Source organism: Rhizobium sophoriradicis (genome assembly GCF_025200795.1).
Classification (GTDB): domain Bacteria; phylum Pseudomonadota; class Alphaproteobacteria; order Rhizobiales; family Rhizobiaceae; genus Rhizobium; species Rhizobium sophoriradicis.
Window position 1 is genome coordinate 16,196 of record NZ_CP104157.1, and the last position, 22,919, is coordinate 39,114.

The window sequence follows — 22,919 nt, forward strand, 5'->3', positions numbered from 1 at the left end:
GCTTCCGCGAAGCGGCCGAATAGCGCTTCGCATCCAGATTCCACACGCGCCGCCGGCTCCCCGGCGGCGTTTCCATTTCCGCTCATCGGACAGGAGCATACGATGTCCAACAGAATCTCCATCGAATATGGTCGCACGCGCGACGGAGTGCTGGCCGCGCGGGTCGGCAACCAGGCCTTCGCGATGATGCCGACGGACAACGGCCATCACATCGTCAAGGCGTGGGGTTTGCCCGGCACCATCGGGGACTGGACGGCCGCAGATTTTTATGGCGGGGGCCACCGTCCAGTTGACGAGGCAGGGTTTCGCGAATGCGTCGAAGGGTGGGCTGCCCACCAACGGCAACTGGCAGTTCTGGGCCGGTCCTCGACCTTGGCGTTGCGCTCTACGCCCTGGGGCAGTCTCAGCACGCGGTCGTTTATGGCCAGGGTATTGTTTTCCACCACACGGCCAGCCATGGAGGCTTTGAGCTCACCGCGGATCGGAACACCGGGATCCATCTTCTGCTGCGATCTGACAACGGCTTCTATGAAGAAGACTGCGCGTGGGCCGCGGTCGCAGCCGCGTTCCCCGAACTCTTCACGGACTGGAACGCGGCGATGCGGATGAGATCCTGAAACAGGTTTACCCTGACGCTTGGGAAACAATCCACGGCGCGACGCTTCCGCGAGGCCAGTCCAGGGCGAAGGACCGTCGATCCTTTGATGCGGAAAACGCCGAACGCTGGATCGTCATTTCGGCGATCCTTTCAACCCAGAACCCCGGCTTTGTCGAGTGCATCGCAACGCTCGGCGGGCGGCGAGGCGGCAAGTCCATCGGCGGCAAGTCGGGCGAGCTCGTCGAGCGGCGTTTCCTGGTCGCGGAGGACCGCTATGATATCGGTGAGTTCGGCTACGTCATCGACGAAGAGCAGGACCAGCCATATGACGGCCCATCGAGCTTTGTCGGTTCATCGCCGCAGTAGTTCGTGCCGGGCATTCGACTGACGCTCCGACTGAACCGGATCCGCGTCAGCTGGCGTCGACGTCATCGGCAACCGCATCCGAAAAATCGGACTTGATACCGCCGCATCATCGACCATCGCCGGTCGGCGAATGGGAGGCAGGCGGTCCGCGCCCGCGAACAACCATTCAGCAGATGCCGGTCCGTTCCTGATCTGAGGAGCACTGTCACCAGTCTTGCGAGTTGTCTCTCGGGTTTGCTGCGGTCTGAACCGGACTCGCCCCGGTCAAAGGCCGCGTGCCTCGCCGCGTTGCGGCAGTCTCGATGCGCGCTGCGCAAGGCGGGCCCGCGTTTTCCGCCGACCGCCCTGCTGGTCCGCGGCCTCCGCAACCCCGCCCCGCTTGCTCTCATCGTCCTGGCCTTGGGCCGGGCCGCTTGCCCGGTTCCTGTCGACCGCACCCGAGGGACAGCACGCAAGAAACGCTCTCGGGCTTTGCTCAACCAGACGAGGACAAGACCATGGCATCGCTTAACCGTTCCGCTCCGAAAGCCCGCCCTTCCGCCCAACGCGCCACCACCCTTGAGATGGTCCGCCACGCATGCCCCGACAGCGTCCAGGCGATCCGGATCTCGGAAAGCTTCGGTCTTCCCGTTGTCGACAGCGACGGAATTCGAGACCTTCATCGTCAACAACTGATCGACAGCGCCGACGCGCTGAAGGATGGGCTCGGCGGCAAGGCGATGCAGATCCACATGCAGCGCATCGTCGGCTCGTTCGTCGGTTCGGCCTACGGCGCCGGGCAATTCTACAGCCGGTCCGTGACCGAAGCGCGCGATCTCACCACGAAACTCGCCAACGAGTTCCGCGACGAAGATCTGGACGGTCCCGTTGGCTTCGACAGCCGAGCCCAGCGAAAGCGCGAATTCGCCGCCGATATGGGCCTGCAGGCCCACGTCCTGCGCATGGCCGCTGAAGGCGCGGTGTCCGCCTACGAGGACATCACCGGCGAGACGTGGAAGCCCTATGAACGCGGCTCGATCGCAACGCCGACCGCCTCGCTGGATCAGAAGGCCGCCTCGCTTCAAATGTCAGCCTTCGACTGACGCCTCCCTTCCCAGCATGTCCAGGGCCGGCCACGCCGGCCCTTTTTGCTGTTTGAGCTCAGGCGCTGACCGCAGCCCGTCCCGGAGCGCGGTCTAGCCTCGCCCGGACAGCAGAAGCGCAACGGCACGCCGTCCTCTACTGGCGTTCCGGCCCGCCTCCCAGCATGGCACCCGTGGTCCAGGTCCAAGCGGGTGCGCAGCAGCCGGCCTCGTCTTTTTCGACCGCCGTGACGAACCGCGATCGGCGCGGTGTCGAAGAGGAAGGAAAAGACGATGAAAAAGCCAATGAAACCGTCTGGCCAGACCGGCGCAGCACGCCCGGACGTTTACACGCGGATCACCGACATCATGGTCGCTCAGATGGAGCAGGGCGTGCGCCCCTGGGTCCAGCCGTGGAGTGCCATACGCCTGGCAGGAAACGTGTCGCGGCCGCATCGCTTCAACGGCGAACCCTATTCGGGCATCAATGTCCTGCTCCTCTGGTCGGAGGCCACCAGCCGTGGCTTTGCCGCCAGCACATGGATGACATTTCGCCAGGCGCTGGAGCTTGGCGGCAATGTGCGCAAAGGCGAGACCGGCTCGATGGTCGTCTATGCCAACCGCATCAAGAAAACCGGAACCGACGCCAACGGTGACGACGTCGAGCAGGAGATCCCGTTCCTGAAGGCCTATACCGTCTTCAATATCGAACAGATCGAAGGGCTGCCTGCGCGTTACGGTGCATCGCCGAACACGCCGGCCTTCACACCCGTGGAACGGCTGGAGCATGCCGACGCCTTCTTTCTGGCAACGGGCGCAGTAATCCGTCATGGCGGCAACGCAGCCTTTTATGCCCCCGGACAGGATCTGATCCAGATGCCGCCCATTGAGGCGTTTCGTGATGTGGAGAGCTATTATGCGACCTTGGCGCATGAGGAAATCCACTGGGCGGGTGCCTCGCACCGGCTCAACCGCGATCTCTCAAGGTATGCAAAAGATCGCACGGAGCGTGCCCGCGAAGAACTGATCGCCGAACTTGGCAGTTGCTTCCTTTGTGCCGACCTCGGTATCGCGCCGGAGCTCGAGCCGCGGCCGGATCACGCGTCCTATTTGAAGTCCTGGTTATCGGTCCTTGCCAATGACAAGCGGGCGATCTTCCAGGCGGCAGCCCATGCGCAACGCGCCGTGAGCTTCTTGCATTCGTTGCAACCGGGAGCGGATGTGAAAGTCGCGGCCTAACGCTTATCTTGTCCCGCCCAAACCGGGATTGATGAAGATCAGGGACGCCGCCTTGGGCGGAGCATTCACCTATCGGGAACGGGGGCCACGACTAACGCACGTCGAACCTCGCGAGCATCTTGCGCAATTGCGCGTTCTGCTCGACGAGCTTCCTTGCCAGCTGACGCCGCAACGCATCGACCTCAGCGTCAAGGTCGGCCATTTCATCCGTGAGGGATCTCGGGCCGGCGGCGATGGCAGGAGCTTCATCTAAAGCTGTACCGATCCAGCCCAACGGCTCCGTGATCGACGCGACCCTCTTCCGCCGCGTGGACGCTGCCTTGGTCGTTGCCTTGGCAGCCTCCGTCCCCGGGTAAGCAGGCGATGTTCCCTCGGCCTGCCCCGTGGTAGCGAGGTTTGCGGGCTCGTCGTCACCGACTGCGACCGCAGGAGCGTCTTCAACTGATGCCGCTGTTCGGGCTTCAGTCGGATCGGTATCGGACTGGGGTCGGCTTGCCTCGACTTGCGTCTCGGAGCCGCGATCAGCGGCGCGGTCGAATGCCGTCGCATCGAGGCCAGGTTGTTCCTCCTCGGGCACAGGCTTGTATTCGAGGGCGATGCTCTTCGGTGCGACTGCTGAGCTCTCGTCATGACCATGTGTTTTCGGCTTACGCGACACCAGGTCAGCTACAAATCTCCATGGCTTTCTCATTGCATTCAACCTTCAAAGCATGGTGGCGGGACATCGCCGCGGTCATTCATTGTTACCAAGGCCGCATTGATCTTCGCCCAGTCTGACGAAAGATCGACGGCGCCGTCGTATGGAAATACGTGGCGCCGCTCAAAACGGAATTCAGGCCTTGCCAAGGCGCTTGCGCAGATCTTCATTTTCGGCGCGCAGCTTTTCGGAGAGCTCCTTGCGAAGCTGCTTATTCTCCTCCTCAAGCTTGATAAGGTCGGCGATATCGTCGATGACGTCAGCCGCAGAGACCGGAGCGGAAGCAGCGGCTTTGGCTCGAGGCGCGCGAGTGGCGGCCGCCTTCGGCGCGGCAACTGCCTTTTCAGCCTTGACCGGAGCCGCCTTGGAGCCACGCTTCGCACGCGTCTTCTTGCCCGGCTTTTCGGCAGGTGCAGCGATGGCATCGACGGAGCTGGCTTCGGCGGCGGCTTTCGGCGTCCGTGGCTTGCGGGTCTTCTTTTCAGCGGCAGCTACGGCCGGCGCTTCGGTCGTGGCAGTGGTCTCAATCGTGGTTTCGTCAGCCATCAGTGTTCTCCTCTGTTAGGCGGGCCAAGCATTTGTTTCGTCGTCATTTAAAGTCAATGCGGAGAACTGCGTTTTCACGTGCATTCGGCGTTTGCGGCGCAGCCATGTACGAATTCCTTTGATTGCGCGACAAGGGACCGATCTATAGCCGCCTCGATGAGGCACGTCTGACCAAAGAGCGGCTGCGCCTCGATCGATTTCCCGCAACGGCCACAATCACTCTCTTACCCTTGTCGGCTGCGCTGCCTGGTGAGAACATACCTCGATCGGCTCTTCAGGCTCACGGTGAAAGCGAACCGGTTGCAGCAAACTACAGGCTTGCGCGAACCGCATAGATTACGTATTTTACGTAATTGGCTGGAGGTGCCTATGAAGCAGTTTTCGTTTTCCGATATGAACCGGGCCTCGGGTGAGATCCTGGAGGCAGCCTTGATCGAGCCGGTCGCGCTCACCAAGCGCGGCAAGGAAAAGCTCGTCATCCTGACGGCGGAACAGTATCGAAAGCTCGTCGGCGGCTCGCACACGGTGGCCTACGGACTCGACGATGCACCGGATGCCGTCCATGCGGAGCTGATGACCGGCCTCGACGCGTTGCTTGAGGACGATCATGTTTAATGCGGGCGACGTCGTCCGCTTCCATTACCTCTGGAAGCGACAGGCGGATGCCGGCGAGGAGAGTGGCCGCAAGGCTCGCCCGGTCTGCGTCGTTGTGCGGACACCAGCCGTCCCGGGCGCCGTTTTCCTGTTTGCCATTACTTCACAGGTCCCCTCCGAGGATCGCCTGTTTCTGTCGATCAGCCAGATGGAATGCCGCCGCGCCGGCCTCGATTTTCCGTGCTGGATCATTCTCGACGAATATAACCGTGTCGAGCTCGACAAGGCTTTCGACTTCGAAACGGGTAGGCCACTTGGCAGCTTCAGCCCGGCCTTCCTGAAAAAGATCGCCGGCATCGTCAAGCAAGCGGCGGCGAGCCGCAGGCTGGCGGCAGTGAACCGTTCCTAGCCAGTGGCGCCGTCGGGTCCTATGCCAACCGCACCGATCTCATCCGCGACGCCCTGAATTCCAGAGTGGCAAATTGGACCGAATCCGAGCCGGACGGGCCTTGGAGCGCTTCGATTGCAGGGATATTCCGGAAAACACCGTCCAGATCCGCGCCCGCCCTGACGGAGCCATTGTCTGACCCTTCCCCAAGCAACGGCTCGCCCACCGCGGTCTCGATGCGGCTTGTCTGACCAAAAACCGTCTCGCAAGCTCGGCTCGATCGTCTTCCCGCAACGGCCTGCTCGTTTTCTTCCCCTGGCCACGCCCACCCCACATGACGGGTCATGTGGGGACCCCGGATCTGCGGCCATTCCTCGCGACACAAGAAAGCCTCGGCCAAAGGCCGTCCTTCACTTCGTTGCGGCCCCAAGGGGTGCGGCCCGATCGTTTCCGGTCTCATCGACAGCCATCGAGACCGCGATGGGCGCGGCCCGAGCAACTGAAAAGGATCACCACAATGGCAACCATCGGCTCTTTCACCGCTTCCGAAAACGGCTTCTCCGGCACCATCAAGACCCTCAACCTCAACGTCAAGGCCAAGATCGTCCGCGTCGAACGCTCCTCCGACGACGCACCGGATTTCAGGGTTCTGGCGGGCAATGTTGAATTCGGCGCCGGCTGGCAGAAACAGGCCCGGGAGAGCGAGCGCGACTACATCTCGGTCAAGCTCGACGACCCGAGCTTCCCCGCCCCGATCTATGCAACGCTGACCGAAGTCCAGGGACAGGAAGGCCTGCAGCTAATCTGGTCGCGCAGCACGCGCCGCTGACGAACTGATAAAAGCCCCGCTCGCTCGGACCGGGGCTTTCGTCATGTCACTTGTTGAGCGCGTCCTTCAGTGCCTTGGCCGGCGTAAAGGCTAGCTTCTTGGCCGCGGCAACCTTGATTGTCGCGCCGGTCGCAGGATTGCGTGCTTCGCGCTCCGGCGTTTCCTTTACCTTGAACTTGCCGAAGCCTGGTAGGGAGGTTTCGTTGCCGGCCACCGCAGCTTCGGTAATAGAGGCGATCACCGCCTCGACGATGGCTTTCCCCTGCGCCTTTGTAAGGCTATGGTCGATCGCGATCTTGTCGGCGATTTCGTTGGTCGTGGTCATCTTCGTCTCCGCATCGTTTCAGATGCAGAATCCCTGCCATTACTGACCCGAGCTGTCATCGACACGCTGCGGCAAATGGCGCGGAAAGCCCGGGATCTCCACAGTTATTCAGATCACATGTGAGTAAACCGAAGTGCGGGCATCGAGCCCGCCTTCGATTTTGGGTGCGATACGGAGAGGAATATCTGCTCAGTCCCTCCGAGGGTGCCATGTGTGCATGACGGCCTCAAGGACGAGCGGTTCCCCCAATTTTTCCTCCGCTTCGGTTCCCTGCGCTTCGACAAAATCGGCACCCCCACTCGCCGCCGCTGGCGGTCGCGTTCCGCGATCCCTGACCCCGCCACGCCCCCATGACCGCGCGCGTCATCTTTCACAAACGTCAAGGAGATGACGACGATGCTTCTGGAGCAACAGATTGAAGAGCTTCGCCTCGAACTGCGCGAAGCAATCGACCCGGTGGAGCGCCGCGAGATCGAAACCGAACTGGAGCTGGCCAGCGCCGAGCTGGCTGTGATCACCGCAGAGCAAGAGGGCGAAATCGACGCCGAGCCACCCTTCTGAGGGCGGCTTTTGCCATCGCCTTGCCTGACGCGCCGGCCGCCGCCTCAGGCTCGAAGGTTCGGCACGCCGAATGCCGCCTGCGATCCTCAGGCAATCGTCTCTCGCGAGAGATGCGATCTGGGGCCGTAGCCGCGCCTCCGCTTCTGCCGAAGGAGTTTGAGGAAGAGCCCGACCGCTTCCTCCTCACTCTCAAAATGACGTACCAGTCTTTGGCCGCTGGCGCCGATGCGGCCCCACCGGCGGATCAGACATGCTTCGCCAAACAGGTCGGGCTCGATCGACATCGCATAATAGCGCGCCATGTTCTTCCTGGCGTCCGTGCGTTCGACATATAGCTGGTAGGGCTGCGCGATCATAACAGGCAGAATCAGACAAGGCAGACTCCGCGTCCAACGAGATATTTGAATCGGTCGGTGTTCATCGATTCACGCCGATGATGGATTGTCGGGTTGAGGCTGATTGGGCGAGCCGCCTGTGGCGGACGGTGCTATGAGCTGCGCTCACCGAACCGCTTGCGGGTTTCGTCCCATTCGGGTGACGCCCCTCTCGCGGCCGCCGCTCGGGCGGCGGATTATTCCAAGGCAATGGTCGAGCATCGGCAGCATGGCCGGCTGGACGCCGGGTACGGACACGGCGCCTGGGGCGCCGTGGTCTATCTCTCTCTGACGTCCCATTGTGCACCCGCCACTCCGGCGTCAAGGACTGCGCGGCCCCTCCAATTTTCAGCCACCGTCCCTTCGGGCCATTGCCAGAAAATCGGTTCCTCCGCTTGCCGCCTTTGGCGGCCGCGTTCCGCGATCCTTGACCCCTCGCGGCTACGGTGCGGCCTCCTTTCGTCAGAGACAGAAAGGAGACAATACGATGTCCGATGACTGGTACTACACTCATCAACTCGCGGCGCTTTCAGGATTCAAGCTCGTGGTCCTTGCGAACCGGATCGGCTGCGCCGACGAATTCTCGCGGATGCTGCACGACAGCTTGGCAGACGGCCTTGAACACGCAATCCGACGGACACGATCCATCCTGGCGCTGGAGCGCGAGCTCGCATGGAAACCGGATCCCGAAGGCTTCGCCGCGTTCCTGCTTCAAGGGGAACAAGAGTGCCTCGACAGATTCCGGATCATACTTCTCGACGAACTTGAAATTGACTACTTCACCTATGAGTACCGTATCAACAATGGCGATTGGCATTCAGCGCTGTCGGCGGACTGCGACGGCATCCAGATCTGCTATCCCTGCACCATCGACATGACCGAGGCAGAGCTGGGCGGGCTCGGTCCAATCATCCGCGATATCTCCCGCGAGACTGGCATCGGCATCAGCGCCGCCCGTGTCGTCTACGATTGATGCTCGGCGAGAGACGGCTTGGCCGTCTCTCGCGATCTTCCGTTCCCTTGACCGCTTGCCGGCATCGAGCCTGCGCGCGATCTTGAGGGGAGAGACTTGCCGCCTCTCCCCTCAAACACCCCTCTCCATGCGGTGCGGGTCGAGACCCGCCCGGCCTTTCGGGCCGGTAGGCGGACGCTGCCGCGACTTCCTCAAACAAGACGGAGGAGAGGATCACCGTGCGCTTCGCCCTCATGCTAGGGCATCCGCTCCCGGTGATCCTCTCCTCCTGCGGTGCGCTCGCCGTCTCATCGTTCGCATGCCATCGATGCCGGCTCCCTTCGGTCACGGACATCACGGCAGCTCACGACGACAGCTCGCTTCAGCATCTCTCACCAAATCGGCCCCGCCACCGCGCTGTTCCTCCGGCGCGGATCACAGGCTTGCGCCTGTGATCGCTGTTGCTTTGTCTGACGACTCGCAACAGCATGGCGCCTCGGGCACGGCGTCCGGGCCGATTTGGTGAGAGATGGCAGGATAGGCTATTGGTATACCAATAGCCGTTTCGCCCGAGGGGCGATTGTCGCTATGGCGAGCCGGCGACGGAGGCGTCGCCCATTTCCCGTCGATCCAGAGAAGAGACACCACCGCGAAGAGGCGTCGGGCCCACGGGCAAGTTGGGGCGGGTGACCGCTTGGGTCATCGACGGCCGGATGCGATCGGGAACAACATATTTTCGGCGAATAGGTGAATGCGCGAATGAGCGAACAGGCGAAATGCCGATCCGCCGATTCAGCAATTGGGTGGTTGGGTAGATCGGCAAGTCGGTGAACAGGGGTCTGAGCGCATCGGTCTTTGAGAGAATAAGGCGCTCGGTGAATCAGCACATGTGTGAACCGGCGAATAGGTGTTTGCGCAAATGGGCGAATAGGTGACACGCCGATCCGCCGAATGATCAATTAGGCGATTGGGTAAATCGGCGTATGAGCGAACGGGGGTTTACGCGTATCGGCGGATGAGTGAATGCGCGACTCAGCGAATAGGTGGCTGTGCGAATGAGCGAATAGGGAAATCGCCGATCTGCCGGATGGGCTTTTTAGGGGTAGTGTGCGGGAGGTTCTGCAAAAATCCGTTGAGGATCTGAGCGGCCATGGCAGGCTGGTGATGTCTAACGTCACCAACTCCGTAGGAGCCCCACCATGACCAGGAGTGAGAATAAACCATCGATAGCCGCCGTCAAAGATTTGATGGGTGCGACCGGGACGCGTTGCGCAGGATTGTGCAGGATCTGCTGCAAGAGATGCTGGAAGGCGAGATGACCGAGGCGCTCGGCGCCGCGAAGAGTGAACGGGCTGAGGCCCGGATCGGCTATCGGTCCGGGCATTACAATCGGACTCTGATCACGCGGGTCGGCAAGCTCGAACTGCGGGTGCCGCAGGACCGCGATGGGCGGTTTTCAACTGAGCTGTTTGAGCGCTATCAACGCTCCGAACAGACGCTGGTAGCGTCACTGGCAGAGATGTACGTTCAGGGCGTTTCGACCCGGAAGGTGAAGGCGATCACCGAAGAGCTATGCGGCCACAGCTTCTCCGCCTCGACCATATCGGCGATCAACAAGCGACTGGACGAGAGCTTGACGGCCTTTGCCCAACGTCGGCTGGACGAGCCGTTCGCCTAACTCATCATCGATGCGAAGTACGAAAAGGTCCGCCAGGCAGGTGTAGTTCGCTCGTGCGCCGTGCTCGTCGCGCTCGGGGTCGATTGGGAAGGGCGTCGTCAGATCCTTGCAGTCGAGCTTGCCAACCGAGAGAGCCACTCGTCGTGGAAGGAATTCCTGCTCGGCCTCAAACAGCGCGGACTGCACGGTGTCGAATACATCGTTGCCGATGACCATGCCGGCTTGCGCGCGGCCGTTCGCGAGGTTCTGCCCGACGCATGGTTCCAGCGCTGCTAGAGCGTATCTGGATTTAGTTGAATCGGAAGGGATTCCGTTTTTGGCTGTTTTGTGATTCAAGATGCTGGCTGGAGTGGAGGCCAGCATCGGATGACTCGACCTCTTTCAAATGATCTTCGCAAGCGTGTTGTTGATGCAATCGAAGCCGGCGAGAGCTGCCGGTCGGTGGCGGTGCGGTTCGGTATTGCCGTGTCTTCAGCGGTGAAGTGGTCTCAGCGCTACCGTTCGAGCGGATCTGTCGCGCCTGGGAAGATGGGCGGCCACCGCAAGCGGGTTCTTGAGCCGTACCGAGCGTTTATCGCCGAGCGGATCAACCAGACGCCGCATGTGTCACTGAACAGGTTGAAGGAAGAACTGGCCGCGCGAGGGGTGAAGGTATCCCACGACACCGTATGGCAGTTTCTGCGGCGCGAGGGACTACGGTTCAAAAAAAACACTGTTCGCCCTTGAGCAGGCGCGCGCTGACGTCGCGCGACGGCGACAGCGCTGGCGATCCTGGCAGGCTGGCCTTGATCCAAGCCGGCTGGTCTTCATCGATGAAACCTGGATCAAGACCAACATGGCGCCGCTTCGAGGCTGGGGGCCGAAGGGCAAACGGCTGCGCAGCTTCGCCCCGCACGGACATTGGCGCACCCTGACTTTCCTCGGCGCGTTGCGCTGCGATCGGCTCACCGCGCCTTGTGTCTTCGATGGACCGATCAACGGTGAGTGCTTTCGTGCTTATGTCGAACAGCAACTCGTACCGGTGCTCAAACCCGGCGATATCGTCGTGATGGATAATCTCGGCTCCCACAAGTCGGTCGCCATCCGTCAGATGATCCGCAACGCTGGTGCTCGGCTCTGGTACCTGCCGCCATACTCCCCCGACCTTAACCCGATCGAACAGGCTTTCGCCAAAATCAAGCACTGGATGCGCCTGGCTCAGAAGCGAACCATCGATGACACCTGGCGCCACATCGGACACCTCGTCACAACCATCGAGCCCAGCGAATGCAGCAACTACTTCGCCAATGCCGGATATGCTTCCGTGAAAACCTGAAACGCTCTATGTCCACTTCCTTCGCAACGCACTCGATCACCTGCCGCGCAAAGCAGACGACGATTGCCTCCAGGAACTGCGTTGGATCTATGATCGCCGTGAATTGTCAGAGGCCAAGAGCGACCTCGCTGCTTGGCTGAGGAAATGGTCACCGCGATATCCCAAACTCGCGAGCTGGGCGGAGGAGGCCATCGAGGAGACTTTCACTTTCTACCGGCTACCGCGCCAGCACCACAAACACATGAAATCTACCAACATGCTCGAGCGCTTCAATGAGGAGATCAAACGCAGGACCATCGTGCTGCGCATCTTCCCCAACGAGGACAGTTGCCTCCGCCTCATCCGCTCGCTCGCCGTGGAGACCCACGAAAACTGGCTCGAGGCCAACCGCTATCTCAACATGAACGACTTGAAGGAGATGAAGAAAGCCGATCTACGTCAAGCAGCCTGACCAGCAGGCCAAGCCGCTATTTGCAGGACTTGCCGTACACGACCTTTTTAGGCAACTGGCATCGGGCGATGAAATGTACCCAGGTCCCGCCAGCGAACGCACCTTTCATGAGTTCTGAGGGCGGGTTTACTGCACGGCGCATTTCGGCAACGCGTCAGGGTTCGGACTTGTGAAACCTCTACCGGTTGCAAATAATTATACTGAAGTATAAGTATCACGCGACGCCGGTTTTCGCCCTCTGCTCGGCTGGTCCAGCTGCCAATCCTCCGTTTGATGAACGCAGGTTTTTCGATGACACACAGCCGATCTCTCCTGACCAAGGAATGGTACAAGGTCCCGCTTTGCGTCGACTGTCCGAGCTGCGGCGCGCAAACGCGATCTGCCGGCATCGTTGTGGGGCCGTCGAGCTTGATTGGAGATCCCGTCGACTCCGCCGAAAACGATATCCTGACGAGGACCCCGGCTTTACTGGACGGGTTTGCATTTGTCGAAACGCTGAGCGGTCGAACTCAAAATATCGAGCGCTTCGTCGTCAACCGCTTCCATAGCATATTCGCTTTCAGAAACGATTGCTTGATGCCGATTTGTGAGCATTGCACCGAGGGTCTCGCACCGCCGACGATCCGGTCTTCAGTGATGAATGGTTTCGTGCGTTTGGGGCAGAGGCGGCTGCTCGTGAATGAACGGGTGCTGATCTTCGCGTCGAACGCGGTCCTGACAGAGTTTCGCGGCGGCACATCGATCGAGGAAACCGATTTCCCGTATCCCGACTACGCGGTTGTGCTCGTCTGCGACACGGAGAGCCCAGGTGGCGATAGCGGTACACTCGAATTGTGGCATAGCATCGCGTGCAACGACTACGCCATTCTTGTCAGGGGGCATGACGGTCGCGAGGTACTTCGCGACGCCGTCAACGACGATTTGGCCAGTGTGGTGGCCACCGTCTCCGATCTTGGCTTGGTGCTGACACAGCTTCATCTCGCGCAGGCGTCGTCACCATATTGCGCGCTTGCCCGCGATCTCTTTCTCAAAGCGCTCGGCGATGCCGGGTATCAGCAGGAATATCAGGAGGCGGATCATGCAGATCTCTAGAGCACTATCGCGACTTCTCGCCATTCCGCTCGTTCTTTCGGGATGCGCGCAATTACCGCCACCAGCGCGGCCGTCGCCGGCACCACCATTTGCATATCTGAGCCTCACAGCCTGCCGAGACTATCGAAGCAATATCGTCGAGTGCCAGCTGGAATATGGCACGAAGTTTGGGCGGCATCGCCTTGGCCCGGTACAAGAGGTCGCGCTCGCCCTGGCGACCGATCGTGAGGACGTTCGGTATCAGGTATCGTCGTGCTCGCCCGCGCCGAGAGTCCAGCGGCAGTTGCCAAATTTCGTGTGCCGAATCTATGGCACTCAATCAGGAGCTGATGTCGGCTCTGTGTTGATCAAGGGTGGTACGGCGGTTCGCCTCGCGCGAATTCTTGGCGATCGGGAACAATTTGAATACCGGTGGACGCCTGACCCGTGGTCGCGCCTAAGGGATTGAAGTTTCTTGTGAATTTTTTGGCGCAGAAGGCGCAACTCTCCGAGAATTATACTCAAGTGCAATTTTTCGGTTGATTTCCAGGCCGGGATACAGTTCAAACTATTATACCGCAGTATAATTCATGAACTGGTTTGGCCATGTTTCTCAGTCCGCTTTCTCCCCTCCAGAGACCGCAAACCGAATGGTCGCGACACGTTTTTTGGCCAGCACTTACATCTGTTGTTATCCTGACGTCTTTCACCGCCAGTACCGGGAAGGGCGGTCAGTTTATCGTAGCCGCGCCACCGCCTCAGCGAGGCGACCGGCTGCGCTCTGTTGACAACTTCAAATCAGGCGTCGCTCCAACCCAGCCGAGTTTGGCTGCCGTGGGCGCGGCGACCAAGGTGAGCGTAGCCTCGCCGCCGGCAATCGATTGGACCAATTTCTCACAGCGGATCGGTGAACCCGACACTGCCGAAAAGATGACGCCCAGCCTGTCTCCACTGGGGACAAATGTGGTCGACACGATGGAAAGCAGCCTTGACGCGCGAGGCACGGCCTCGAGCGGAGCTGCCGGAGCCAAATCAGGCGTTTATTCGTCGATCGGCGTTTTTTCCGCTGATGATCAGCCGGTGATCGCGCCCGCCAACCAGGCAGGCGAGCCTCGCAAGAGCAGCGCGGCGGCCGGAGCGCGACCTGACCTCATTGCCCAAATGCCCCAGGAGTATACCGCGCTTGCCATAAAGATCGCCGTCGAAGAGGGCGTCGATCCGAACTGGGTGCTGTCGATCATGCGCGCCGAGAATGGCGATTTCGATCCCGAACTGGTCAGTGCCGCTGGCGCCATCGGCCTGATGCAGGTCATGCCGAAGATTGGGAAGGCTTTCGGCGCTGCCGACCTTACGGATCCCGAGCAGAATATCCGTGCCGGTACCCGCTTCCTGCGCCTCCTCATCGACAAATATCGCAATCCGGTTCTCGTCGCCTCCGCCTACAATGCCGGCGAACCCCGCGTCGACGCGCGTCATTCCTTGCCGCTGATTCAGGAGACGGCTGACTATGTGGCGCGGGCCGTTGGCTACTACACGGGTACATCGTCACCTTCATCAGCTTCAAGCACTGCCAACGCAGCTCCGTCCGCCCCGGCCCCTGGTCGTCCTACAGGTCGGGCTGATCGGGCTAGATCCCCAATGCTTGTCTTTTCCATTTTAGGCACGCCCGTGGCGGCGAGCCGCAGCCAAGAGGAGGCCGCCGCAATCCCATTCGGCGGCCCGGTAAAAATCGTCAAGGAAGAGGTGCTCCCATGAATCGTTCCGAATATGCAGTCCAGATCCTCGTCGTCTACGGGCGCGCGGTCTGGTACTCGCTGATGAGACAAAAGTGGATCGGCAATGCCGCAGTCATCGTCACCGCCAGCCTGATCCTCCTCATCAGTCAATTTGAGCCAGCCGCTGCGCAAAATCTCGATGCGTTGCAGAACGCCGCCGACCGGCTGGTACAATTCTTTACCGGGCCCTTCGGCCGCTCGGTCGGGGCGATCGCCTTCATCGGAATGTTTCTGGCGGCAGCCTTCGGATACTGGTCCTGGGGCGCGCTGCTTCGCGTCGGCGGAAGCCTTGCCGGCATGTTTGCCGCCGCCGAACTCGTCGACTTCCTGGCTGGCGGCGGATCCTGATCATGGCCGGGTCGACAAGCAATGCAGACGGTGGCGACGACTATATCGAGTGCCACCCCGTCATTCTCGCGCTCACCCGGCCGCCGACCGTGATGGGCATACCCTACACCTATTTTCTAGCGGAATGCTTTGTCTCGCTGATGGTGTTCATGATCTTGGGCTCGATCCTCTGGTTTCCGGTCTCCTTCGTCATCCTGCACACCATCCTCTATGTGCTCACAGTCAAGCTCGACCTCTGGTTCTTCGACATCGTCGGGAGGCTCAGCCTGTGCGGCATCAACCCGCTCGGCCGTCGGCTCGGCGGCGGCATCCGAACCTACGGAGTTTGACCCATGAGCACGATGGCGAGATCGCTGAAAGGAACCTTGTCGAAGGGATGGGAGATATTTGCCGACCGCAGTATCTCGACCCATGTTCCATTCTACGTGCCGATCGAAAACGGCATTATCCGGCTTAAGAACGATTGCCTGGTCTCGACCATAAAGTTGACCGGCTTCTCATTTGAGACAGCTGATATCGAGACGATCAACATGCTGCAGCGACAACGCAACTCGGCGTTTCGGGCAATTTCGTCCATCGGCAATTTCGCGCTCTACACCCATGTCATCAGGCGCAAGGTGGCGCCATCGCTACCGTCCGGGTTTTCCGACCCCTTCATGCGGCGCCTCGACGACGTCTATCAATCGAGCATCTCCAAGAACGAAATGTTCGTCAACGACACCTACGTGTCGCTGATCGTCCGGCCCTTGTTCAAGAAAGGATCGGCGCTGTCCCGGATCATGGGCGTCGGCGGCAATGTCGTACGCAGGGAGCAGTTTCGGGCGATGCGCGATAAATTGGTCGAGGCGACGCGCGCACTTGAGAAGTCTCTCGCTGTTTATGGCCCCAAGGTTCTGCGCGATATGCAACGCGTCGAAGCCGATCTTGGGAACGGAAGGAAGATCTATCGCGACATCTCCGAAGACATGGTGGTCGAGGAGGGCATGCGGAAGATCTGGTTCTCGGAACAGTGTGAATTCTTCTACACGCTCCTGAACGGTGGGCGCGTCCGACCGATCCGGCTTGGCAATATCCCGATCGATCAAATGCTTCCCGCACGTCGAACGTCGATCGGCAACCGGGTCATCCATTTGCAGGGCGATACGCAGGACGATGATCGATATGCCGCGATGGTTTCGCTGAAGGAGTACCCGCCCGAAACCGGGGCCGGCATGCTCGACTATGTTCTCAAGCTTCCATTCGAGATCGTGCTGACCCAGTCGATGTCATTCATCGACGACATGGCGGCGCGCAGCCGGATCGAGAGGCTCGACCGGCAGATGTCGAAAGCCGACGAGGGTGGTTCTAGCGTCCAGGCCAATCTCGACATTGCCCGTGACGAACTGGCTCGCAAGCGTGTCGCCTTCACCGAGCACCATCTCACCGTCATGCCCGTCGCCAAGTCGACGGCCCAGCTGGACGACGCCGTGGCCCTCATCGGCAATGAATTGGGAGCGCTCGGCGCCTCCTACGTTCGCGAAGACCTGAATGCCGAGCCGGCCTATTGGGCGCAGCTTCCCGGCAACCAGGCGTACATTGCCCGACGAGCCTTGATCTCGACTCTTAACTGCGCGGGTTTAAGCAGCTTCCACGCCTATCCCTATGGCAAGCCGGACGGTAACCATTGGGGGCCGGCGATCACCATTTTCGAGACGACATCAGGCACACCCTTCTTCTTCAATTTCCATCAGGGTGATGTCGGGCACACCACCGTCTTTGGCCCGACCGGATCGGGCAAGACCGTGATCATGGCTTTTCTGATCCTGCAAGCCTACAGGGTCAGCCCGCGCCTGAAGACGATTGTCTTCGACAAGGACCGCGGCCTCGACATCATGGTACGCGCTGCAGGCGGCACATACATGGCGCTGGAGCCCGGAGAACCGTCCGGCTGGAATCCGCTCCTTCTCGATGACACCGAAGAGAACCGGGTTTTTCTATACGGCCTTCTGAGCTTTATGTTGAAGCCCTCGAAGGAAGGCGAGAACCTGACGCCGCAGGAAGAGGCGATTATTCGCAACGCGATAAAGTCGGTACTGAAGACGAAGGACAGATCCTATCGCCGTCTGTCGTCGCTACGTGCTCTTCTCGCCGGCAGCGAGAGAACCGAGGGGAGCCTGATCGCAAGGCTTGATAAATGGGTCGGTCACGGCCCCTATGCGTGGCTGTTCGACAATGCCGATGACAATCTCGACATTTCCAGGCCGATGATCGGCTTCGACATGACGTCGATCCTTGACGACCCCACGGTGCGCACAGCAGCGCTTCTGTACATGTTTCATCGGCTCGACGCGATCTATGACGGCAAGGCGCCGATCATCAACCTGATGGACGAAGCCTGGAAGCTGCTCGATGACGACGAGTTCAAGCGCACGATGAAAGACTATTTCAAGACCATCCGTAAACGGAACGGTCTTGTGATCTTTGGCACGCAGTCCGCCGACGACGTGGTTCAATCGAGCGTCAGCCGGACGATCATCGAGCAGACGTCGACCAACATTTTTTTCGCCAATCCGAAGGCCGACGAGAACTCCTACATGGAGCATTTCGGGCTTTCCAGGGCCGAATTTGACTGGGTCAAGAACGGCGACCCAAGTTCGCGCTTCATGCTGATCAAGCAAGCCAAGAGCAGCGTCATCGCGCGCGTCGACATGTCCCACATGCCGGAATTCATCAAGGTGCTTTCTGGGAGGGAAGAGACCGTGCGCGAAGTCGAGCTGCTGCTCGACGAATACGGTGACGATCCGAAAGGCTGGCTTTCGAAGTTCTGCAACTGGGAGGGAGGCGCGTCCGATGAAGACCGCAAGGCTTTCTGAGCTGGCGACCGTCAGCCTCCTGGCGCTCGCCGCTGTGACGACCCCGACTGCCTACGCGCAGGTGCCCGTCATCGACAACGCTCGTCTGAAGATCCAGCAGGAGACGTTGAACTGGTACAAAAATTATCAGGCGGACACTCAAGGGGTAAAGGGCGCCACGGGCGGAACGACCGACAGCGTGGCACCCGGGGAAGGCTCGGGCGCACCGGCCGATTGTTCGGCGGAAGGTATGGCAGGGAACACAGCGCCCGCCGCTCTATCGAAGCAGACCCCGAGCCAACAGGAGGTCGCTCGCATGGTCGCGGACGAGGCGCTGCGCCAGGGCGTCGACCCAAACTTTGCTATGGCAATTGCCAAACAGGAATCGCGCTTCCGGCAATCCGCGCGTTCCGCCGTTGGCGCCACCGGCGTCATGCAGTTGATGCCCGGAACCGCGGCAGGGCTTGGCGTCAATCCCTATGATACGCGCGACAACATTCGTGGCGGCGTCAAATACATCAAGCAACTGCAAGGAATGTTCGGCAATCGCTTTGACCTGATCGCCGCCGGCTATAATGCAGGGCCGTATCGCCAGTCGCTGCAGAATGGACAGATCCCAAAGATTCCCGAGACGCAGGACTACGTCAAAAAGGTTTCGGCCTATTACAGCCGCAACAAGGCGCAGAATGGCGACCGCACTCCCCCCGCTGGCTCCGAAGCCGAGCCGGAAACTGTCAGCGATAGCACCGGTTGCGGCGAGCAGTTGAAGAAGGCCGTCGATCGCAACACAGAGGCACAGATCGAGCGCGGCAACGTGTGGAACGCGTTTGTCGAAAAGTCGACGGAAGCGAACCAGCAATATTTGCAGCGTCTTCAGGCCGGGTTGCAGTCGTCATCGGCGAATCTGCGCGGCGCTGGCGGCGGCAATGCGAAGGACCAGGACGGTTCGCTTGTCATGGCGCAGATCCAATGCCCGACGACGATCGCCGATACCGGCAGCACCCGCTGCTTTGCCGTGCCGTCGACGGCGACGACCGAACAGATCCAGCGCTGGCTTGAGGACCTGCAGGAACAGGCGCGCGCCAACGGCGACGTCGCGACCTTCTCGGTTATGCAGGATCCAGCACTGGGTCTGGTGACGGTCGTCGACGCCAGACCGACAGCAAACTGAACGAAAAAGAGAGGTTAGGCACATGAAGGCATTCATTATCGCGGCGGGTCTTGGCATCATCGCCGCCTCGCACGCTCACTCGCAGGTGCCGGTCAAGGATGCAGAGAACATATCTCTGAGCGAGGAGATCAAGCGGCTATCGTCGCAGATCCAGCAGGACACGTCAGTCGTCAAGGACAATACGACGAAGACGCTGCAGGCGATTACCGGCGATCGTACCCAGGATGCCAGCCAGTTTGCCAAGCTTGCGACCGGCAATGGTTTCAGCATGGGGCAGGCGCCGGATTTCAACAGCATCTTGTCCGGCAACCAAGCTGTGTTCGGCGGTATCGGCGGCCAGTTCCAGAATACGGCCGCCAAGCTGATCAACGGCTTGAATCTGGTGAAGATGATCGCCGACACGGTCAAGGGGGGCGAGCTCTCCGGTGCCAACCAGGCTTACTCGCAAGGCATAAACGCCCTGACGACCATGACGGCGCTCACCGACGCGATGAACAGCGCCACCAAGGATAGACAGAACTCCTTCATGCAGGCGACACAGCAGGTGGGCACCGCGCAGGATCTGAAGGGAGCGCTGGAGCAGAACACCCAGATGGTGCTGCAGGGCAACCAGACCGCCAACGAGGCCGTCGGCTCGCTCAACAATCAGGTCATGCTGTTGAACCAACAATACAAGGCCGCGCTCGCGACGTCGTCTCAAAACCTGAAGACCTTCGCGACGCTCCCCGACAGCGTCATGCGTGATGACGGTGCCGGTCAGCAAGGCGTCTCCGTGCGGGATCAACTGAAGGCGTTCGAGGAGCAGTCACAGTGAGGCTGATTCTGGTGCTTTTCCTCGGCTGCGTGGCGCTTTCCGGCTGCGCCGGCAAACAGGAACAACTGGCGAAGTGCTCCGCCGACGAGAACCCGGTGCCGGCACTCGGCTTTGATAAGGAGCAAAAGCCTGGACCCGCTGAACGGGCAATGGCGGCAGCCGTCGTGAACGATTGCGGTCCCATGCGACCCGTCAATCAATTCTAGAAGCCACTTACAGGATGCGACATGGATCCGGTCAGCTACGCGATCAATTTCTATGGCGATGCCTTGCGTTACTTCGACAAGATCAACGAAGCGTCGCTGGAACGAGCCTGGGGTCTGTTTGCCGAAAACGGCAATCTCGTCTCTAGGATCCTGGCGATCTTCCTCATCCTGTACTTTCTCTGGGGCGCGCTCGGGTTCTCCAGCGTATCTTTACAGGACATGGCCGTTACAGCGTTCAAGCTCGCGTTAGCCTACGCCCTTATTATGTCCTGGGCCACGTTTTACGACAATATCGGCCAGTTCGTGCTGTCGACGCCACAGGATCTTGGCTCGGCGATTTCCTCGGCAATGGGTGGGCAATCAGCCGGATCGGATCTTGCCAGCCAGGTCGCCTCGATGGCGCGCAAAGTTTACGACTTTGCCATGCAGCTCTTCAATTCCTACGAATCTGGCTGGCTGCCGAATGTCACCGGCGCTGTCGTCGTCTTCATCGTCCTCGTCTTCGGCCTACTCCCGATGCTGCTGATCCTGACCGGCGTCACGCTCTTTGCCAAAATGATCACCGCGGTGATGTTAGCGATCGGGCCGATCGCCATCCTTTGCTATTTCTTCGGCATCACGCGCTTCGTCTTCGACGCCTGGGTAAGGGGCGTCGCCTACGGCATGTTCATGCTTCTGTTCACCTACATCATGGCCGGGCTGTCGTTCGGCTTTCTGATCGGAATGATGGACACCATCAACGGTGACATGGCGACCAAGGAGAACGCGCTCGCGATCGTGCTGGCCATGGTGCTGTACCTGGCGCTGATCTCCTACTTCATTTTCCAGGTCCCTGATTTTGCCCGCACCTTCGCTTACGGCGCTGCCATTTCCGGCGTGCCGGCCGGGGGCGGCGTCGACGCGGCATATGGATCGGCACGAAGGAGACTGTCGGCCAGCAATTCGAGAGCCGGGCAGGCCGCAGAGGTTGCTCTTGGCATGTTGGCGGGCCCCAGAGGCGCGGTAACCGCAGCGGCGCTCGCCGGCAGCAGTAGCTTGGCAGGTGCCGGCGCACTGGGCCGCATGCTGACCAACCGGCGCCGCAGCGGCGAGTGACGATCCGGCGACAGAGATGTTTCCACGATTTTGACGCCCACGAATTCGAGGTTTGAAACTTGGCATTGTTCAGAAACCAATTGAGGGCCGCCCCGGCCGATCATTTCCCCGGTCCGCTGGATATCTACGATCAGCATTTGTCTTGGGGAGAAAAGAACCGCTCGCTCAGGACCCTCATTGGTCTCATCCTGTTGGCCTTCGCCGTTGCCGGCTGGGTCGTCGCCGGCGTGCTTTCTTTTTCCGTGGCCCAGCTTTTCCCCCTTGTGCGCACCGAGGTCGTTCCTCTCATCGTCGATAAGAACACGGGATACATGGAAACCGTGACGTCGCTCGACAAAGATCGGTCGAGCGTCTCGGAAATGCAGGCCGTTCGGGCCTCCTTCGTTGGCAATTACGTCATACGGCGGGAGACCTACGATCCGCGCTATCTGTCGGATAATTTCGACATGATCGCGCTTTGGTCGGAGCCGAACTCGGAAGCTTTCAAGGACTACGAGGAGTGGATGAACCCTTCCAACCCACGAGGGCCTGTGAAAACCATGGGCGCGACCGGTGACATCCGTCCGGAGATCCTCTCGGTCAATCCGCTCAATGCCTCAACCATGGCCGTCCGGTTCGAGACACGTGAGCGCCAGCGTGGCGGTGACGTCGTCAATCGGTGGTCTGCAACGGTACGCTTTCGCCAGATCAATCTGCCGGCCAGCAACCGGGTTCGGCTCTACAATCCGCTCGGCTTTGTCGTTACCGAATATGTGAAGGTCCCAGAGACAATGCCTTCGGGGCTCGCCCCATGAAGAGATGCGCCGCCGCATTTTCCCTGGTTCTGCTGCTGAGCCCAGCAGTCGTTCATGGCGAGCTGCTGGCACGGCCGGGCCGGCTTGACCCGCGCGTCCGGTCACTTCCGTATTCCGCCGAGCAGGTATTTCTCGTCACCGGCACCTATGGGCTGGTCACGACCATTCTCTTCGGTACTGACGAGGAGATCACTCAGGTCGTCGCGGGCGACACCGTCTCCTGGCAGATCCTCACCTCGGCCGACAGGCGTTCGTTGACATTGAAGCCGATGGAGAAGGACGCGGCGACCAATCTGTCGGTTGTGACCACGAAGCGAACCTATTCCTTCGATCTGCGCGTCAACGACAGCAAGGCGATGCAGAACCAGACCTTCAAGCTGACATTCACCTATCCGGAAGATGCCGGCTTGAAAGGAACTGCCGAGCTCTGGAAGCAGGCTCAGGATGCCGAGCGTAATCCGAATATCAAGAACATTCGTCGCGACAAGGTCAATTACGACTATGGCTTCAAGGGCAACGATGCCGCCAAGCCCCGATGGGTCTTCGACGATGGGGTGAAGACCTTCATGAAGTTCACCGGCGACATCCCGGCGATTTTCATTGTCGACCCCAAGCGGCGCGAGAGCCTCGTGAACTACCGTCGGGAGGCGGACTATATCGTCATCGACAAGGTCTCGCGGCAGTGGTCCCTCCGGTACGGGACCGAGGAGGAGACGTGCCTGTTCAATCTCCGGACGTCTCCCGCCGACACTCCGGCGCCCATCGAAGGTGCAGTCGCTCCGAAGCGGATTGGAGCCGGAGCCGCCAACCAGCAATCCCAATCACGATAGGAGGTGCGCC

At 60.3% G+C, this 22,919-nt stretch carries 23 protein-coding genes and 3 pseudogenes; 22 read left to right on the forward strand and 4 right to left on the reverse strand.

Annotated elements, in window-relative coordinates; translation table 11 throughout:
- The first annotated feature begins 311 nt into the window (after positions 1-311).
- From N2597_RS33810 to N2597_RS32765, 3 genes and pseudogenes are all read left to right on the forward strand, one after another.
- A pseudogene (locus N2597_RS33810) lies at positions 312-964 on the forward strand (DUF7007 domain-containing protein).
- A 497-nt stretch (positions 965-1,461) separates the two neighbouring features.
- The gene (locus tag N2597_RS32760; protein ID WP_077991651.1) at positions 1,462-2,046 is read left to right on the forward strand and encodes a hypothetical protein; all 585 of its coding nucleotides are present in this window, start codon (positions 1,462-1,464) and stop codon (positions 2,044-2,046) included.
- 285 nt (positions 2,047-2,331) lie between these two features.
- Positions 2,332-3,264 carry an ArdC family protein gene (locus N2597_RS32765; protein WP_077991712.1) on the forward strand — a complete coding sequence of 311 codons (933 nt, stop codon included), beginning with the start codon at positions 2,332-2,334 and terminating at the stop codon, positions 3,262-3,264.
- A gap of 91 nt (positions 3,265-3,355) precedes the next feature.
- On the opposite strand, the gene N2597_RS32770 is transcribed toward N2597_RS32765, so the two are convergent.
- Both N2597_RS32770 and N2597_RS32775 read right to left on the reverse strand, forming a co-directional pair.
- Complete coding sequence (locus N2597_RS32770; protein ID WP_077991649.1) at positions 3,356-3,955, reverse strand: hypothetical protein; 600 nt, start codon at positions 3,953-3,955, stop codon at positions 3,356-3,358.
- A 141-nt stretch (positions 3,956-4,096) separates the two neighbouring features.
- Complete coding sequence (locus tag N2597_RS32775; protein WP_341356296.1) at positions 4,097-4,507, reverse strand: hypothetical protein; 411 nt, start codon at positions 4,505-4,507, stop codon at positions 4,097-4,099.
- 369 nt (positions 4,508-4,876) lie between these two features.
- Here N2597_RS32775 and N2597_RS32780 point away from each other — a divergent pair, with 369 nt between their 5' ends.
- The 3 genes from N2597_RS32780 to N2597_RS32790 all read left to right on the forward strand — a co-directional run bounded on the left by N2597_RS32780 (position 4,877) and on the right by N2597_RS32790 (position 6,318).
- Entirely contained in the window at positions 4,877-5,122 is a 246-nt protein-coding gene (locus tag N2597_RS32780; RefSeq protein WP_077991644.1) for a type II toxin-antitoxin system prevent-host-death family antitoxin, read from the forward strand.
- Positions 5,115-5,510 (forward strand): hypothetical protein, encoded by a 396-nt coding sequence (locus N2597_RS32785; protein ID WP_077991642.1) that lies wholly within the window; start codon positions 5,115-5,117, stop codon positions 5,508-5,510. Before N2597_RS32780 ends, N2597_RS32785 begins: the two co-directional genes overlap by 8 nt.
- 496 nt (positions 5,511-6,006) lie before the next feature.
- Positions 6,007-6,318, forward strand: coding sequence for a DUF736 domain-containing protein (locus tag N2597_RS32790; RefSeq protein WP_077991631.1), 312 nt, complete (start codon positions 6,007-6,009; stop codon positions 6,316-6,318).
- Between the two features lie 46 nt (positions 6,319-6,364).
- Here the strand turns inward: N2597_RS32790 and N2597_RS32795 are convergent, their stop codons facing one another.
- A complete protein-coding gene (locus N2597_RS32795; RefSeq protein ID WP_077991628.1) occupies positions 6,365-6,643 on the reverse strand; it encodes an HU family DNA-binding protein in 279 nt (92 codons plus the stop codon).
- Positions 6,644-7,039: 396 nt separating this feature from the next.
- Here N2597_RS32795 and N2597_RS32800 point away from each other — a divergent pair, with 396 nt between their 5' ends.
- A complete protein-coding gene (locus tag N2597_RS32800) occupies positions 7,040-7,204 on the forward strand; it encodes a hypothetical protein (protein WP_165779399.1) in 165 nt (54 codons plus the stop codon).
- An 86-nt stretch (positions 7,205-7,290) separates the two neighbouring features.
- Here the strand turns inward: N2597_RS32800 and N2597_RS32805 are convergent, their stop codons facing one another.
- Positions 7,291-7,560 carry a WGR domain-containing protein gene (locus N2597_RS32805; protein WP_077991624.1) on the reverse strand — a complete coding sequence of 90 codons (270 nt, stop codon included), beginning with the start codon at positions 7,558-7,560 and terminating at the stop codon, positions 7,291-7,293.
- A 505-nt stretch (positions 7,561-8,065) separates the two neighbouring features.
- Between N2597_RS32805 and N2597_RS32810 the strand changes: the two genes are divergently transcribed.
- The 15 genes and pseudogenes from N2597_RS32810 (at position 8,066) to N2597_RS32880 (ending at position 22,909) form a co-directional block, all read left to right on the forward strand.
- Positions 8,066-8,551 carry a hypothetical protein gene (locus N2597_RS32810; RefSeq protein WP_077991622.1) on the forward strand — a complete coding sequence of 162 codons (486 nt, stop codon included), beginning with the start codon at positions 8,066-8,068 and terminating at the stop codon, positions 8,549-8,551.
- Between the two features lie 1,178 nt (positions 8,552-9,729).
- A pseudogene (locus N2597_RS32815) lies at positions 9,730-10,481 on the forward strand (IS256 family transposase); the annotation flags it as partial.
- 93 nt (positions 10,482-10,574) lie between these two features.
- Positions 10,575-11,523 (forward strand): IS630 family transposase gene (locus N2597_RS32820; RefSeq protein WP_097622115.1). Its coding sequence is split into 2 segments (ribosomal slippage): positions 10,575-10,910 and positions 10,912-11,523, totalling 948 coding nucleotides; the frame shifts between segments, so codons are not numbered across the junction.
- Between the two features lie 7 nt (positions 11,524-11,530).
- Positions 11,531-11,974, forward strand: a pseudogene (locus N2597_RS32825) (transposase); the annotation flags it as partial.
- A gap of 291 nt (positions 11,975-12,265) precedes the next feature.
- A complete protein-coding gene (locus N2597_RS32830) occupies positions 12,266-13,066 on the forward strand; it encodes a hypothetical protein (RefSeq protein WP_077991710.1) in 801 nt (266 codons plus the stop codon).
- An 813-nt stretch (positions 13,067-13,879) separates the two neighbouring features.
- Entirely contained in the window at positions 13,880-14,800 is a 921-nt protein-coding gene (locus tag N2597_RS32835) for a lytic transglycosylase domain-containing protein (RefSeq protein ID WP_244597353.1), read from the forward strand.
- A complete protein-coding gene (locus N2597_RS32840) occupies positions 14,797-15,168 on the forward strand; it encodes a TrbC/VirB2 family protein (protein ID WP_077991620.1) in 372 nt (123 codons plus the stop codon). Before N2597_RS32835 ends, N2597_RS32840 begins: the two co-directional genes overlap by 4 nt.
- Before the next feature lie 2 nt (positions 15,169-15,170).
- Positions 15,171-15,497: a VirB3 family type IV secretion system protein gene (locus N2597_RS32845; RefSeq protein ID WP_077991619.1), complete on the forward strand. Its 327-nt coding sequence runs from the start codon at positions 15,171-15,173 to the stop codon at positions 15,495-15,497.
- Positions 15,498-15,500: 3 nt separating this feature from the next.
- Positions 15,501-18,020, forward strand: coding sequence for a VirB4 family type IV secretion/conjugal transfer ATPase (locus tag N2597_RS32850; protein WP_077991614.1), 2,520 nt, complete (start codon positions 15,501-15,503; stop codon positions 18,018-18,020).
- Entirely contained in the window at positions 17,998-19,170 is a 1,173-nt protein-coding gene (locus N2597_RS32855; RefSeq protein WP_341356297.1) for a lytic transglycosylase domain-containing protein, read from the forward strand. The genes N2597_RS32850 and N2597_RS32855 overlap by 23 nt, the downstream gene beginning before the upstream one ends.
- A gap of 22 nt (positions 19,171-19,192) precedes the next feature.
- Positions 19,193-19,984, forward strand: a complete 792-nt coding sequence (locus tag N2597_RS32860; protein WP_077991608.1) for a conjugal transfer protein — start codon at positions 19,193-19,195, stop codon at positions 19,982-19,984.
- On the forward strand, positions 19,981-20,190 hold the full coding sequence (locus tag N2597_RS32865) for a hypothetical protein (RefSeq protein ID WP_077991605.1): 210 nt from the start codon (positions 19,981-19,983) through the stop codon (positions 20,188-20,190). The genes N2597_RS32860 and N2597_RS32865 overlap by 4 nt, the downstream gene beginning before the upstream one ends.
- Positions 20,191-20,211: 21 nt before the next feature.
- Positions 20,212-21,285 carry a TrbL/VirB6 family protein gene (locus tag N2597_RS32870; RefSeq protein ID WP_077991602.1) on the forward strand — a complete coding sequence of 358 codons (1,074 nt, stop codon included), beginning with the start codon at positions 20,212-20,214 and terminating at the stop codon, positions 21,283-21,285.
- A 59-nt stretch (positions 21,286-21,344) separates the two neighbouring features.
- Positions 21,345-22,079 (forward strand): VirB8 family type IV secretion system protein, encoded by a 735-nt coding sequence (locus N2597_RS32875; protein WP_077991601.1) that lies wholly within the window; start codon positions 21,345-21,347, stop codon positions 22,077-22,079.
- The gene (locus N2597_RS32880; RefSeq protein ID WP_077991600.1) at positions 22,076-22,909 is read left to right on the forward strand and encodes a TrbG/VirB9 family P-type conjugative transfer protein; all 834 of its coding nucleotides are present in this window, start codon (positions 22,076-22,078) and stop codon (positions 22,907-22,909) included. The genes N2597_RS32875 and N2597_RS32880 overlap by 4 nt, the downstream gene beginning before the upstream one ends.
- Positions 22,910-22,919 lie beyond the last annotated feature (10 nt).